Raw genomic sequence first — 14,600 nt, forward strand, 5'->3', positions numbered from 1 at the left:
GTCGCCCTGCCCGGCCCTCAGTTGAAGACGACCCCTAACCCCCGACCCCGCCTCACCGCGCCCCAGCCGCCCACCGCTGCCCCGACGTCCCCTTCGGCTCCTCCTGCGTGAGTACGTCCCCGTCACCCGCACCCGCCGCCGTGAGCGCGAGCCCACTGTGCTGCGCGATGAGAGCGAGATCGTCACCGTTCCCGGTCAGCTTCCAGCGCTGGTTACCCGAGCCCGTGCACGTCCACTGGATCACCCGTGCCCCGGGCTGCCGCGAGGCCGCCTCGACGTCGAGGCACTGCCCGGAGTGGACGTTCTTCACGGTGTAGGTGCCGTCGGCGTCGCGGGTGAGGGCGAACTGCTGGTTGGTTCCGGCGTGTTCGGTCCAGACGACGAGTTGGGTGCCGGGGCGGGTGGAGTGGTCCGGCACGTCCAGGGCGAGCGGGGTGCCGGACAGGCGCAGGGTGTACGTGCCGTCGGCCACCTGGGGCGGGCAGGCGAGGCCCCCTCCGGCGTCGGCGCCGATGTGGGGGGCGCCGGTGGGCAGCGGGTTGCCGAAGTAGTCGCGGGTGCCCCGGGTGACGTCGGGGCTGCCGGTGCCGAGGGCGGGGGAGCCGGTGCACAGGCGGTAGCCGTCGGCGTCGGTCCGGCCGGTGGCGGTGCCGGGGGCGGACAGCTGCGGGTCGGCCCCGGTTCCGGCGCCGTCCGGAGCTCCGGTGACGCCCTTCAGTACGTTGTGGTCGAGGGTGAAGCCGCCGCTCTGGAGGTTGATCGAGGCACGGCCGGTACCGGCGGCGACGACGATGTTGTTGCGGAAGACGACGTTGCGGCGGGTGGTGTTGTTCTCCTGGAGCACGCTCTGGGTGACGCCGTCGCCGACGTACAGCGTGTTGTGGGAGATCTCGGCGGACTCGATCTCGCCCTTGCAGGTCTCGACTCCGCGGTGGGCGTCGTTCTGGCTGACGTTGTGGCGCACGACGGCGCCCTCGAGGATGCCGGTGGCGTTGCAGAGAAGCATGAAGCCGCCCTCGTTGTCGTGGCTGTAGTTGTACTGGAAGACGGTGCCGACGGTGCCCTGGTCGACGTCGTAGGCCATGCCGTCGCGGTGGGTGCGTCCGCCGGTCGCCTCGTTGTACTGGAAGACGGCGTCGTCCGAGTCGTACGTCCACATGCCCGCGTTGTAACCGGCGGAGCGCTTCTGGAATCCGTCGACCTTGTTGTGCTCGACGAGCGCGCCGGTGGTGTTGCCCGCGACGATGCCGTCCCCGCCGAGGTCGGACAGGTCGTTGCCGGTGATGTGCACGTTCGGCCATGGCACGAAGGCCCCGGCGCTGGGGGTCTCGAAACCGGAGCGGTTCCAGGTGGAGACGAAGAAGATGCCTTCCCGGTCCACACCGCGGATGGTGTTGCCGCGCAGCGTGACGCCGTCGAACTTCGTCTGCTTCTTGGTCCCGGCGACCGTGAAGTAGATGCCGCCGCTGCCGCCGAGGTCCTTGGTGTCGTCGCCGTTGACGTCGTGGATGTCGAGGTTCTCCAGGACATAGTGGCCGCCCGTGCCGTAGTCGGAGAGTTCCACCGAGACCGCGCGCCGATTGCCCATCGTGGCGCCCTTGTTGGTGATCTCCAGATTGCGGATCTCCCAGCCCTGCTGGTTGCGCAGGACTACCGCACGGGGTGCGCCGCCGCCCTCGATCAGCGGCTTGGCGCCCGTGCCGTAGGTGTCCACCGCGATCGGCGCGCTCGCCGTTCCGGAGCCGCGCGGCGCCAGCGTGCCGGTGCAGCGGGTGCCGCGCCTGAAGACGATGCGGTCACCGGGGGAGTACGTCTTGTCACTGGCCTTCGCGAGGGTGCGCCAGGCCGTGGCGGGCGAGGTGCCCGCAGCGGCGTCGTCGCCCGCCGCGCAGTCCACGTGGTACGTGGCCGGGGCGGCGGCCCAGGCGGACGGCACCGCGGCGAGGAGGGAGATCGGCAGAGCCAGGGCGGCCGAACAGGCGGCGGCGACTACGGGGACCTTGCGCTTCACGGCGCCTCATTCCTGATACTTGGTTCTCGGTAGTGGCTATTGACTACTGGCTACTGGCTATTGGTGGCTCGGGGGACGGGAAACCGGTGCCGGGGAAAGCCGGTGCCTACGGCGCGGGCGGCGGCCGACTCGGAACTGTCGGCCGCCGCCCGGGAGTTCGCTGCCGTGTCAGGAACCGGCGGCCAACACCTCGAAGGAGTACAGGGAGTACCCGTAGCTCGTGCCGCGGGTGAGGCCCTTCATCCGGACGTAGCGGGCGGTGACGTCGTCGAAGTCGAGCGTCTGGGTGCCCGCTTGGGTCAGGCCCCGCTGCTCGGCGACGGTGCGCCAGTCGGTGCCGTTGTCGGAGACCTGGAGGTCGTAGTCCTTGGCGTAGGCGCTCTCCCAGCTGAGCCGGGCCGAGCCGAGGTGGCGGGCGGTGCCGAGGTCGACCTGGAGCCACTGGTCGTCGGTGTACTTGCTGGCCCAGCGGGACTTCGGGTCGGCGTCGAAGGCCTTGTCGGGGCCGAGTCCGCCGGTCTCGGAGGAGGAGGCGGCGGTGTCGCGCCCGTAGGCGAGGTCGGCCGGGTCGGGCTTGGGCAGGGTGTCGGGCAGGTAGCCGGTGCCGGGGCCCTGGCCGACGGTGTGCAGCCGGTCGAGGAAGGCGCGGTAGTCGGTGCCCGCCGCCGTGGGCGACCACATCTTCTCCGCGAGGGCGCCGAAGCTCTTCTCGACGAGCCGGTGCACGTCGAACTCGGTGTAGTCGGCCTCGGTGAGGTCGTTCCACACCGCGGGCATGGCGCCGAGCAGCTTCGGGTCCTGGGCGGGCAGGTTCTGGTCGCCGCCGAAGATGTTCGGCGCCCAGTTGCGGTGGATCCACCGGCCGTCGAGACCCTGCCCGTGGTAGTAGTCCGCGAACGGCACGACGTACAGCAGTCCGTCGTTGGAGTTGATCACGTCGTAGCCGTCGGCGATGGCGCCCTTCGGCCCGTACCAGCCGTTGTTCCAGCTGTTGAGCGTCATGTCCTTGTCGTAGCCCGCGCCGCCGCCGGACATCTGGGCGAAGCTGCCCCAGGCGTTGACCTTCTTGCCCAGGCCGCGGACGTACGGGGCGATGGTGTTGACGTAATCGCGGTACTGCGCCTCGTACTCGCGCGGGTACTCGTCGATGCCGATGTGCACGGCCGGGCCGCGGAACCAGGGGGCGAACTCGCGGTACACGGACTTCATGAACTCCGTGCTCTCGGGCTTGCTCAGGTCCAGGTGGTCCGAGTTGCCGTTGTTCAGGCCGAGTTCGGGCTTGAACCTGATGAAGGAGAGCGCGTGGGCCGGGGCGTCGATCTCCGGGACCAGGGTGACGCCGCTGTCGGCGGCCGTGTCCTCGAAGGAGTCCCAGTCCTTACGCGTGTACGCGCCGTCCTTGGCGGCCAGGCCCTCGAACTCCGGGTTGTCGCTGGCGAGCCGGAACCCGGCCTGGACCTTGGACCAGTCGCCGTCCTTGCCGACGAACCCGTTGTCGTTCAGGTGGAGTTGGAGGGTGTTCATCTTCATCCAGCCCATCCACTTCAGATAGGACTTGATGAACTCCGGGGTGAAGTAGCGGCGTCCGACGTCGAGCATGAATCCGCGCACCGCGTAGTCGGGCCAGTCCACCGCGGTGCCGACCGGCAGCGTCTGCCGCCCGGGCGAGCCGAGCAGGGACTGGAGCAGGGTACGGCTCGCGTAATACGCGCCCTTCTCGCCACCGGCGACCAGACGCACCCGGCCGTCCGCGACCGTCATGCGGTACGACTCCGCGCGCAGGGCGGGCTTCGCCTTCCCGTAGTCGGCGTCGGGGTCGAGGGCGAGCCCGATGTCGCCACGGCGCGGAGTGCCGACGGTGACGCGCAGCCGCAGCGGGGTCAACTCGGCGGCGTCCCGGGCGATTTCACGGGCCAGGCCCACGAATTTCTCGGAGGAGCCGGAGGGCACCACGAGGCGCGCGTCGCGGTCCAGGGACACCGTGCCCCGGCCGCCTTCCCATTGCTGCAAGGCGGGCAGTACGCCCGGGGGAGCGGCGTTGAGCGGTGCCGGGGCGGCGGTGACGGCGGCGGCACCGGGGACGAGGGTGAGCAGCAGTGCGAGCAGGGTTCCCAGCCAGAGGGGTCTGTTGCCGGAGGGACTGTTCATCGGCGTCTCCGTCGCAGAAGGGGGGTGGACGACGCCGTTCTCCCGGGGCGTGGGAGCGGGGTGAGCAGGCGCCGAAGGGCGGAAAGCTGCCCCAGAATGAGGTGGTCCAGACCATGAAGTCAATGGGTTGGTGTAGACCTCTTGCAGGACTTTCTGGGGGTGGTGGAGAGGCTCGTTCGCGGTAACTACCTTGCTGAACTGGGGAGTTGTAGACCCTGCCGAGTGCGCAAATCGTATGCGTAACAAATTATTTCGGGCGGGTATCCGGATGTGATGGATGGCGGGGCGTCGATCCGGGAGCGCGGCTCCCGCCTCCGCCCGGGTTCCCCCTCCGCCCGGCTCCCCCGCTTCCCCCGGCTTCCCCGGCTCCCCTTCGCCTACCGTCGGATCCGCCGGAACATCATCATGGGAGCTCGAAGAGGCCGGACGAGCTGAAGAAGCCGAAGAAGCTGAACTAGCCGAAGAAGCCGAAGAAGCCGGCGAGATCCGGAGCGGCCGGAGACGGAGGGGCGGTCATGGCGGGGCGCAGGCCATCTCGGCAGGACATCAACCGGCGGCGCGGGCAGGCGGGGTTCGTGGGGCGGCGCAGTGAACTCGCCGTGTTCCGGGAGACGTTGGTACGCGATCCCGAGGAGACCGACTTTCCGTTCCTCTTCCATGTGCACGGCAACGGCGGGGTCGGGAAGTCGACGTTGCTGCGGCAGTGGGAGACGGCCGCTCGCGAACGGCCCTCCGTGGTCACGGCGTTGGTGGACGACGAGGTGCACGACCCGCTGGAGGCGATGGAGGCCCTCAGCGCGCGGCTGGGTCAACAGGGCTGCCCGCTCAAGAAGTTCGACAAGCAGCTGTCGCTGTACCGGCAGCGGCGTCATCAGGCCGACAGCGCGCAGCCCGTGACACCGGCCGGTACGGGCGAGTCCGGCGCGGGCGAGGAGGGGGCGGCGCCCGCGTCGACGTCCGGCACCGTGATGGCGCAGCTCGGTCTGGTGGGTCTCGGCGCCGTGCCGGTGGTCGGGGCGTTCGCGGGCGCGGTGGATCCGCAGCAGGTCGCGCAAGGCGTGGACCGGGTGCGGTCGATGCTGAACGCGCGGCTGCGCAGCCATGAGGACGTACAGCTGGTGATGCGGCCGGTGGAGATGCTGACGCCGGTGTTCCTGGAGGACCTCGGCGATGTCGCGGAGCGCTGCGAGCGCGTGGTGCTGTTCTTCGACGTGTACGAGCGGACCGGCCCGGTGCTCGACGACTGGCTGCGCGAGATCACCTTCGGCGAGGTGCTCGGAAGCCTGCCGGTCAACGTGCAGATCGTGCTCGCCGGGCGGTCCCGTCCGCACCCGCGCAGTTGGGGGGACTGGCTCGGCGCGGTCACCGAGGTCGCGCTCGACGTGTTCACCGAGGAGGAGGCGCGGACGCTGCTCGCCGCCCGGGGCGTCGTCGACGAGTCGAGCATCGAGCTGATCCTGCGGCTGTCCGGACGGCTGCCGCTGCTCGTCGACATGCTCGCGCAGAGCGACACGAGAACGGGCGACGGCCTGGACGACGTGTCGGAGACCGCCGTCGAACGGTTCCTGAAGTGGGAGAGCAACGAGCAGCGCCGGGAGGCGGCGCTGGCCTGCGCACTGCCCTCGTATCTCGACGAGGACATCTACCGGGCCGTCGTACCGCCCGAGACGAGCGAGGACTACGCCTGGCTGCGCGCCCTCGCCTTCGTCTCACGTCAGGACGGCCGCTGCCGCTACCACGACGTCGTACGTACCGCCATGCTGCGCCTGCGCCGCACCCAGTCCCCGGCCCGCTGGGAGGAGCAGCACCTGCGGCTCGCCGAGACCTTCCGGGCCCGGCGGCAGAGTGCCGAAGTGGCGCTCGGCAGCGACGAGTTCGCTCACTGGGACGACGCCTCGTGGCGCGAGCACCGGCTCAACGAGACCTACCACCGGCTCTGCGTCCAGCCCGCCAGGGCCCTGCCCGACGCCCTGGCGCAGACCATCCGCGCGGTCGACCACGACATCACCACCCTGCACCGCTGGGCGCAGCTGCTGACCCGGGCCGGGCGGGACGCCGACCACCCTCCCCTGACCGCTTGGGGCGAACGCCTCACGGCGGTGACCGAGGCGAGCGAGGCGCGTGGTGCGGCCGAGTCGGCCGAAGGGGACACGGCCCCCGTCGCCGCTCTGACCCTGCTCCTGGGCGCGGCCGAACTCACCACCCCCACAAGGGCGTTGGCGCATGCCGTCCGCGCCCGAGAGAACCGTCTCGCCGGTTCCTACGCCGAGGCCCTGGCCGACTACGCGGTGGCGCGGCGCCTCGACCCGGAACTGAAACGGGTGCACGAAGGCCGGGGTGAGACCCTTCGGCTCCTGGGGCGCAACGAGGAAGCCCTGGTGGAGTTCGACCGTGCCATCGAGTTCGACCCCCAGAACGTCTGGGCCATCGCCAGCCGCGCCGAGACGTATCAGGGGATGGGCCGCCATGAGGAGGCGCTCGCGGACTTCACCCGGGTCGTCGAACTCGATCCCCGCAATGTCTGGGTCCTCCTCAGGCGGGGTCTCTCGTGCCGGTCCCTGGGGCGCTATGAGGAAGCTCTGACGGATTTCACCAGCGCCCTTGAACTCGACCCGAGCTCCGCATCGGCGCTCGCCTTTCGTGGGGACACCCATCAGGCCGCGGGGCGCTACGACGATGCTCTGACGGATCTGACGCGCGCCGTCGAACTCGACCCCGAATACGAGTGGCCCCTCGCCATGCGCGGCGAAATCCATCGGCTCATGGGGCGCTACGACGAGGCGTCGACGGACTTCGGCCGCGCCCTGGAACTCGACCCCGAGGACGACTGGGTCCTCACCAGTCGCGGTGAGGTCCACCAGAGTCTCGGCCGCTACGAGGACGCCTTGGCGGACTTCACGCGTGCCCTCGAATTCGACCCCAACTACGCCTGGGCGGCGGCCAGTCGGGGCCAGACCCACACCAGCATGGGGCGCTACGAGGACGCCTCGGCGGATTACACCCGGGCCGTCGAGCTCCGCCCCGGGACCGCCTGGTTCTGGGCCGGGAGGGCCGAGGCCCGGCTCCTCCTGGGCGACGGCCCGGCCGCTCTGGAGGATTGCCGCCGTGCGCTGGACATCGACCCCGAGGACGGCGAACTCCACCTGCTGCACGCTCTCGCGACGCGGAGTACGGGCGATGACGAGGCCACCGCACGGTTCGAGCAAGCCCGGTCCGCGTTGACCGCGGTGTCGGACGGCGCGTGGGCCGACAGGGGCAAGGCGAGGCGGGCCGCCGGATTCCTGGTGGTCCTGCACTGCGCGACCGCCGAATGGGACAGCGCGGCGGAGAGACTCGACGCGTTCCTCGACGCCGAACCGCCCTTTGAGCAGCTCCGGGATCTCGTGGAAATGATCGATCTGGTGGCACGGGTGGCGCCGGAGACGCGAGCGGGGACCGTCCCGCTCAGGGAACGGGTGCGCGAGAACCTGATCAGCCGGACATGACGGACGGGCGGGCCGCGCGCTCTCCGGTGGCCCCCGCCCTCGTCCCCACCGCCTCCGCGACGGCCATTCCACCCCTCCCGTACCCGGCGGCCACCCGCACCGCCTCCGCCAACCGCGCCTGCACCGCCGTCCCCTCACCCGGCGCGCCCCCGGCCGCCACCGCCCGGGCGAAGGCCGCGACCGCGCGTACCGCCTGGTCGCACGGTTCCAGGGAGACGTCCTCGCTCCCGCCGTCCCGGTGCACCGTCACCACGGGCCCGTGGTCCGGCGGCGGGGTGAAGGCACGGTCGACGGTGATACGGCCCTCGCTGCCCCAGAGTTCGTACGCGGAGCGGTACGCGTGTTCCATGCCGAAGGTGATGTGGGCGGCGACCCCGGTGTCCGTACGCAGCAGGGCGGCGCCCGAGGTGTCGACGGTACGTCCCGGGCCCTGGCCGAGGCAGGCGCCGACGACGCGCAGGCCGGGGCCGAGGAAGTGCAGGGCGGCGCGCAGCGGGTGGACGCCGACGTCCCACAGGGCGCCGCCGCCGAGTTCGGGGGCGTAGCGGATGTCCGTGGCCGGACGCGGCGGGGTGGTGAACGCCCCGTGGAAGGCGCGGAGTTGGCCGATCAGGCCGCTGTCGAGGAGTTCGCGTACGCGGGTGTGGCCGGGGTGGTGGACGAACAGGACGTTCTCCATCAGGGCCAGGCCCCGGTCCCGGGCCAGGGTGAGCAGGTGCTCGGTCTGCCGCGGGTCGGTGGTCAGGGGTTTCTCGGCCAGTACGTGCTTGCCCGCTCTGAGCGCGGCCTCCACCCAGGGGGCATGCAGGGCGACGGGCAGCGGTACGTACACGGCCTGGACGTCGTCGAGGGCGAGGAGGTGCTCGTAGCCGTGCACCGGGCGGCAGTCGTAACGGGCCGCGAGGCGGGCCGCCTTGCGCGGGTCCCGGCTGGCGACCGCGGCGATCTCGGTGGCGCGGCAGGCGGCGAAGGCGGGCAGCATCCGCCGGAACGCGAAGTCGGCGCAGCCCATGACGCCGATCCGGACCGCGCCGTGCGTACCGCTCGGGGGCGCTGTCGCCGAGCCGGTCGAGGGGGTCGTCACAGACATGGGTCGCTCCTCCTCAGGGTGGTGCCCTCACTTCGTACGTGACATATCGGTCATTACTATCACTATCGGTCAGGATGAATCGCTCACCGGCCAGCCCCGTTGGACGGAACGCCGACCCCCTCACTCCACCGCCGCCCCACCAACTCCCGACCCCCGCTTGGCACGCTCCGCCCCACGAACACGGCACACGTGTCCGCGCCCGGGTCCGGACCCGGGCGCGGTGGACGCGAGGGGGGATCGCTGCCATGGCAGGTCACGAACAAGGGCTCCACCGGCGGAACTTTCTGACCGGCGGCGCGGCCGCGTCGGGCGCCGCGCTCCTGGCGGGGACGGGGCTGGCGGGGACGGGTCTGGCCGCTCCGTCCACAGCGGCCGCCGCCGACGGCGGGCCCGCGGCGGAACCGCTCGCCACAGTGACCCCCGGCGACAAGCGCTACCAGGATCTGGTGCGCGGCTACAACCAGCGCTGGAGCGCCGCACCCGAGAAGGTCTGTCTGCCCGTGACGACCGAACAGGTGCGGTCCGTGGTGCAGAGCGCCGTGAGCGCGGGCAAGCGGCTCACCGTGCGCAGCGGCGGCCACTGTCACGAGGACTGGGTGTTCAACTCCCAGGTACGCGTCGTCCTCGACATGAGCCGGATGAACAAGGTCTCCTACGACGCCGCCAGGAACGCGGTGTGCGTCGAGGCCGGATCGCAGCTCCTGAACGTGTACGAGCGGATGTACCGGACCTGGGGCGTCACCATCCCCGGCGGTATCTGCTTCCAGGTCGGCGCGGGCGGCCATGTCAGCGGCGGCGGATGGGGGCTGCTCTGCCGCCAGTTCGGCCTGGTGATCGACCATCTGTACGGGGTCGAGGTGGTGACCGTCGCCGCCGACGGCACGGTCAGGGCGCAGGTGGCCACCCGCGAGCCGGACGACCCGAACCGCGAGCTGTGGTGGGCCCACGCGGGCGGGGGCGGCGGCAACTTCGGTGTCATCACCCGCTTCTGGTTCCGCTCGCCCGGCGCCACCGGTACGGACCCCTCGAAGCTGCTGCCGCAACCGCCCGCCGAGATCCTGCTGCACGCCGTCTCCTGGCCGTGGGCCGAGCTCACCAAGGACCGGTTCACGCGCCTGGTGAAGAACTGGAGCGACTGGCACGCCGCCCACCTCGAACCCGGCACCGTCCACGACCACTTGTTCAGCGCGCTGTGGCTGAACCACAAGTCGAGCGGCCAGATCGGCATGGTCACCCAGGTCGACGCGACCGTCCCGGACGCGCGGCGGCTCCTCGACGACTTCCTGGCCGCGGTGACCGCGGGCCTGGACGTCGCGTACCAGCCGATGACCGTGCACATGGGCGAGATCTCGGCCATGCCCGACCTCGCCGAGCCGCGCCGGATGCCGTGGTTCCAGGCCACCCGCTACGCCTGCACCACCAACCCGACCCTGAACGACCCCAGCAACCGAAGCGACAACAAGTCCTCGTACTACCGCACCTCGATGCCGGACGCGCACCTCGACGAGTTCTGGACCCATCTGACCCGGGACGACCTCAACAACCCTTTGGCCAACGTGCAGTTGAGCTCCTTCGGCGGGCGGATCGCCGCCGTCGCCGAGGACGCCACCGCCTTCCCGCACCGACGAGCCGCGTACAAGGCGGCGTGGTCGATCTGGTGGACCGACCCGGCGGCCGAGGACCTCTCGCTGCGCTGGATCCGCGAGTTCTACCACGGCGTGTACGCACGGACGGGCGGCGTTCCGGTCCTGAACGAGGTCACCGACGGCTGCTACGTCAACTACCCGGACATCGACCTCGGAGACCCGGCGTTCAACACCTCCGGCGTGCCCTGGCACGAGCTGTACTACAAGGACAACTACGCCCGGCTCCAGCAGGTCAAGCAGAAGTACGACCCGCGCGACTTCTTCCGGCACAGTCAGTCGGTGAGGCTGCCGGGAGCGTGAACGGCCGGGGTGGGGGCGGCAGTTGGCGGGTCCCTATATGGACCTACGGCAGGTCAGCCGCCGAGAGTCCGCCGAGCCTGGTGGTACCGACACCAGGTTCGGCACACACTCCCGGGCCCGCCCCGCCCCTGCCAGGATCCGGTGCATGACCCCACGTACCACCCTGATCACCGGCGCGACCCAGGGCCTCGGCCGCGGTATCGCGCTGGACCTCGCCGCGCGCGGGGACACCGTGTTGCTGCACGGCCGTGACCGTACGCGCCTGGCCGCCGTCGCCGACGAGATCCGGGCCGCTGCCCCGAACGCCACGGTCCGGAGCTACCTCGCGGATCTGGCCGACCTCGACCAGGTGTACGCGCTGGCCGACGCGGTGCGCGCGGCGGAACCCCGGCTCGACGCGCTGGTCAACAACGCCGTCTCCGGCGGCGGATCGCAGCCCCTGCGACGGGAGTTGAGCGCGCAGGGCCACGAACTGCGGTTCGCCGTCAATCACTTGGCGCCCTACGCCCTCACCCGCGCCCTGCTCCCGCTGCTCACCGCCTCGGCGCCCGCCCGCGTGGTCAACGTCGCCTCGATCGGGCAGGAGGCGGTCGACTTCGACAACGTGATGCTGGAGCGCGACTACGAGGGTCTGCGCGCCTACTGCCGCAGCAAACTCGCCCTGATATCCGCCACCTTCGCGCTGGCCGCCGAACTCGACGGCACCGGTGTCACCGTGAACACCCTGCACCCGGCCCATCTGATGGACACCGCCGCCGTACGGGCCTACGGACTCACTCCGGTGACCACCGTCGAGGAGGGCGTACGGCCGACCGTACGGCTGCTCACCGACCCGGCTCTCGCGTCCACCACCGGGCGCTACTTCGACCAGTTCACGGACACCCGCGCGCATGAGCAGGCGTACGACGAGCAGGCGCGCGGGCGGCTCATGGAGCTGACGCGGCGGCTCACGGAGCGGCGGGCGCCGGGAATCCGTTCCCCTCAGCCGACTTCGCGCGGTGACGCAACGCGAACCGGGACCCCCGGGAACCAACTCCGGTAGCGCCACGACTCCTGAACCAGTACGGCTGGACGACGACCGGCGCGGCTGGGCGAGCGCCCCACGCCGTGCGGGCGATCAGGAGAACCGGTATGGACGAGCCCTCAGGACCGCGGCCTCCCGTGCGCGGGGTGCGCATCGCGGCGCCGCCACCCGCGTTGTGCGGCTTCCTGCTCCTGCTGGCGTTGATGTTCACGGTGTCGTACGCCGTGGGTGCCGCGAGCGGGCCGGTCGCACCCGGCATGCACCGTGACGGTACGGGTGGGGGCGGCCACGACAACGCGCCCGAGGACGGCGGCGAGAGCGGCGGCGACGGCGAGGGTGGCCACATGGGCGGGTCGCACGGATGACGATTCCGGAGACGGTGCTCTCTCCCGGGGCCGCCGGTCCGCCGCCGGCGAGGACCGATCTGCACGTGGCCGGTATGACCTGCGCCGCCTGTGTCCGCCGGGTGGAGAAGCGGCTGGCCAAGGTGGACGGCGTGAGTGCGACGGTCAACCTGGCGACCGGGCTGGCGCGGGTGAGTCACCCGGTTCATGTGCGTCCCGAGCAGCTTGTGGCGGTGGTCGAGCAGGCCGGGTACGCGGCGGTGCTGCCCGAGCGCGAGCCCGAGCCCGAGCCCGAGAGCGAGCGCGAGAGCGGGAGGAAGCCGGAGTGGGAGTCGGATTGGGAGCCGGAGTCGGAGTCCGGGGCGACGGCAGATCCGCGACGGGTGGCTGGGCCGCAACCCGGGGCCCAGGAGCGGGGGTTGAGATACGGCCCGGAGATTCAGCGCCTCGCCGTCACCGCGCTCCTCTCCCTCCCGGTTCTCGCCTTGTCCATGGTCCCCGCCCTTCAGTTCCGCAACTGGCAGTGGCTGTGCTTCGTGCTGGCCGCGCCCGTCGCCGTGTGGAGTGCGTGGCCGTTCCATCTGCGGGCGGTGCGGGGGCTGCGGTACTCGACGGCGACGATGGACACGCTGGTCTCCCTCGGGGTGGTGGCCTCCTTCGGCTGGTCGGCGTACGCGCTGTTCCTCGGCGGGGCGGGGGACCCGGGGATGCGGATGCCGTTCAGCCTGGTGCCCGACGCGGGGAGCGGGGGTGCCGCGCACCTCTATCTGGAGGCGGTGGTCGCGGTACCGCTGTTCGTCCTGACCGGGCGGTTCCTGGAGGTGCGGGCCCGGCACGGTACCGGCCGGGCACTGCGGTCACTGGCCGAACTCGGGGCCAAGGACGTCGCCGTGCGCGAGGCGGACGGGACCGAACGGCGCGTCCCGGTGGGCGAGTTGAGCCGAGGGCAGACGTTTCTCGTACGGCCGGGGGAACGAGTGGCCACCGACGGGGAGGTGGTGGACGGAAGCTCCGCCGTGGATCTGTCGCTGGTCACCGGTGAGAGCGAGCCGGTCGAGGTGGGGCCCGGTGCGGCGGTCGTCGGCGGCGCCCTGAACGCCCAGGGGCTGTTGCTGGTGCGGGCGAGCGCCGTCGGCGCCGATACCCAACTCGCCCGTATCGCACGGCTGGTGACCGAAGCGCAGGCGGGAAAGGCGCGTGCGCAGCGGCTCGCGGACGTGGTGGCCGGTGTGTTCGTACCGGTGGTGCTCGCGGTCGCCGTCACCGTGCTCGGTTTCTGGCTCGGCGCCGGAGCCGAGCCGCAGGCGGCGGTGACGGCGAGTGTGGCGGTACTGGTCGTGGCCTGTCCGTGCGCGCTGGGCCTCGCCACGCCGACCGCACTGCTCGCCGCCACCGGCCGGGGCGCCCAACTCGGCGTACTGGTCTCAGGACCCAGGGCGCTGGAGGCCCTGCGGCACATCGACACCGTCGTCCTGGACAAGACGGGGACCCTCACTTCCGGAGAGATGAGCGTGGTCCGCGCGACGGTGACGACGCCGCACGGCAACGGTAACGGCAACGGCAACGGCAACGGCGACGGAACCGGGGACGGCGACGGCGACGGAACCGGGGACGGCGACGGCGACGGAACCGGGACTGATGCGGGCGCAGAGACCGAGGCGGCCACCGAAGCCGACTCCGTCACCAACGCCGCTCCCTCTGCCGACCCGGTACGCCTGGCCGCCGCCGTCGAGTACGGGTCCGAACACCCGCTGGCCCGTGCGATCACCGCTCACGCCGGACCGTCGCCCCTGCCGCCCGTGAGCGATTTCCGATCGCTGGCGGGCCGGGGCGTGAGCGGCCGGGCGGAGGGACGTCGGGTCGAAGTCGGTGTACCCACAGGGGAGTTGCCCGAGCCCTTGGAACGGGCGCTGGACGCGTGCGAGTCCGCCGGGCACACGCCGGTCCTGGTACGGGTCGACGGTGAGCCGGGTGCCCTGCTCGCCGTCGGCGACCGTGTGCGGCCGGGCAGCTATCGCGCCGTGGACCGGCTTCGGCGCCTGGGCGTACGTCCGGTACTCGCCACCGGTGACCACGCCGCGACCGCCCACGCCGTCGCCGCCGAACTGGGCATCCGCGAGGTGCGTGCCCGTTGTACACCCGAGGAAAAGGCCGCGCTCGTACGGGAGTTGAAGGGCGAGGGCAGACGTGTGGCGGTGATCGGCGACGGCGTCAACGACGCGGCGGCGCTGGCCGGGGCCGATCTCGGCATCGCCATGGGCAGCGGTACGGACGTGGCCATCGGGGCCGCCGATGTGACCCTGGTGCGCGGCGACATCGAGGCCGTCGCGGACGCGGTCCGCCTCGCCCGCCGCACGCTCGCCACCATCCGCACCAATCTGCTGTGGGCGTTCGGCTACAACGCCGTCACCGTGCCCCTCGCCGCCGTGGGCCTGCTCGGCCCGATGCTCGCCGCCGGTGCGATGTCGGCGAGTTCGCTGCTGGTCGTGGGCAACAGCCTCCGATTGCGGACCTGGCAGCCGAGGCCGGGCGGGGGTGGCTCCCGATGACCG

General features: G+C 71.4%; 8 protein-coding genes. 5 read left to right on the forward strand and 3 right to left on the reverse strand.

All coding sequences use genetic code 11. The features are described 5' to 3' along the window. Nucleotides 1-52: 52 nt before the first annotated feature. Together HUT18_RS18500 and HUT18_RS18505 are read right to left on the reverse strand one after the other, a co-directional pair. Nucleotides 53-2,011, reverse strand: coding sequence for an RICIN domain-containing protein (locus tag HUT18_RS18500; RefSeq protein WP_176101737.1), 1,959 nt, complete (start codon nucleotides 2,009-2,011; stop codon nucleotides 53-55). A gap of 168 nt (nucleotides 2,012-2,179) precedes the next feature. Further along, the gene (locus tag HUT18_RS18505; protein ID WP_176101738.1) at nucleotides 2,180-4,159 is read right to left on the reverse strand and encodes a family 20 glycosylhydrolase; all 1,980 of its coding nucleotides are present in this window, start codon (nucleotides 4,157-4,159) and stop codon (nucleotides 2,180-2,182) included. A 515-nt stretch (nucleotides 4,160-4,674) separates the two neighbouring features. Between HUT18_RS18505 and HUT18_RS18510 the strand changes: the two genes are divergently transcribed. Beyond that, the gene (locus HUT18_RS18510) at nucleotides 4,675-7,644 is read left to right on the forward strand and encodes a tetratricopeptide repeat protein (protein ID WP_176101739.1); all 2,970 of its coding nucleotides are present in this window, start codon (nucleotides 4,675-4,677) and stop codon (nucleotides 7,642-7,644) included. Here HUT18_RS18510 and HUT18_RS18515 read toward each other — a convergent pair. Next, complete coding sequence (locus tag HUT18_RS18515; protein WP_176101740.1) at nucleotides 7,631-8,734, reverse strand: Gfo/Idh/MocA family protein; 1,104 nt, start codon at nucleotides 8,732-8,734, stop codon at nucleotides 7,631-7,633. The genes HUT18_RS18510 and HUT18_RS18515 overlap by 14 nt on opposite strands. 245 nt (nucleotides 8,735-8,979) lie before the next feature. Here HUT18_RS18515 and HUT18_RS18520 point away from each other — a divergent pair, with 245 nt between their 5' ends. The 4 genes from HUT18_RS18520 to HUT18_RS18535 all read left to right on the forward strand — a co-directional run bounded on the left by HUT18_RS18520 (nucleotide 8,980) and on the right by HUT18_RS18535 (nucleotide 14,597). Next, on the forward strand, nucleotides 8,980-10,680 hold the full coding sequence (locus HUT18_RS18520; protein ID WP_176101741.1) for an FAD-binding oxidoreductase: 1,701 nt from the start codon (nucleotides 8,980-8,982) through the stop codon (nucleotides 10,678-10,680). Between the two features lie 145 nt (nucleotides 10,681-10,825). Further along, nucleotides 10,826-11,722: an SDR family NAD(P)-dependent oxidoreductase gene (locus HUT18_RS18525; protein ID WP_176101742.1), complete on the forward strand. Its 897-nt coding sequence runs from the start codon at nucleotides 10,826-10,828 to the stop codon at nucleotides 11,720-11,722. 89 nt (nucleotides 11,723-11,811) lie between these two features. Continuing rightward, the gene (locus HUT18_RS18530) at nucleotides 11,812-12,069 is read left to right on the forward strand and encodes a hypothetical protein (RefSeq protein WP_176101743.1); all 258 of its coding nucleotides are present in this window, start codon (nucleotides 11,812-11,814) and stop codon (nucleotides 12,067-12,069) included. Further along, nucleotides 12,066-14,597: a cation-translocating P-type ATPase gene (locus HUT18_RS18535; protein ID WP_176101744.1), complete on the forward strand. Its 2,532-nt coding sequence runs from the start codon at nucleotides 12,066-12,068 to the stop codon at nucleotides 14,595-14,597. The genes HUT18_RS18530 and HUT18_RS18535 overlap by 4 nt, the downstream gene beginning before the upstream one ends. Nucleotides 14,598-14,600 lie beyond the last annotated feature (3 nt).

Origin of the sequence: Streptomyces sp. NA04227, from assembly GCF_013364195.1 — a bacterium.
GTDB lineage: Bacteria > Actinomycetota > Actinomycetes > Streptomycetales > Streptomycetaceae > Streptomyces.

What these genes read in the sequence shown, in the direction of transcription:
- HUT18_RS18505 (WP_176101738.1), bottom strand. Translation starts at nt 4,159, where the DNA reads ATGAACAGTCCCTCCGGCAACAGACCCCTCTGGCTGGGAACCCTGCTC.
- HUT18_RS18510 (WP_176101739.1), top strand. Translation starts at nt 4,675, where the DNA reads ATGGCGGGGCGCAGGCCATCTCGGCAGGACATCAACCGGCGGCGCGGG.
- HUT18_RS18515 (WP_176101740.1), bottom strand. Translation starts at nt 8,734, where the DNA reads ATGTCTGTGACGACCCCCTCGACCGGCTCGGCGACAGCGCCCCCGAGC.
- HUT18_RS18520 (WP_176101741.1), top strand. Translation starts at nt 8,980, where the DNA reads ATGGCAGGTCACGAACAAGGGCTCCACCGGCGGAACTTTCTGACCGGC.
- HUT18_RS18525 (WP_176101742.1), top strand. Translation starts at nt 10,826, where the DNA reads ATGACCCCACGTACCACCCTGATCACCGGCGCGACCCAGGGCCTCGGC.
- HUT18_RS18530 (WP_176101743.1), top strand. Translation starts at nt 11,812, where the DNA reads ATGGACGAGCCCTCAGGACCGCGGCCTCCCGTGCGCGGGGTGCGCATC.
- HUT18_RS18535 (WP_176101744.1), top strand. Translation starts at nt 12,066, where the DNA reads ATGACGATTCCGGAGACGGTGCTCTCTCCCGGGGCCGCCGGTCCGCCG.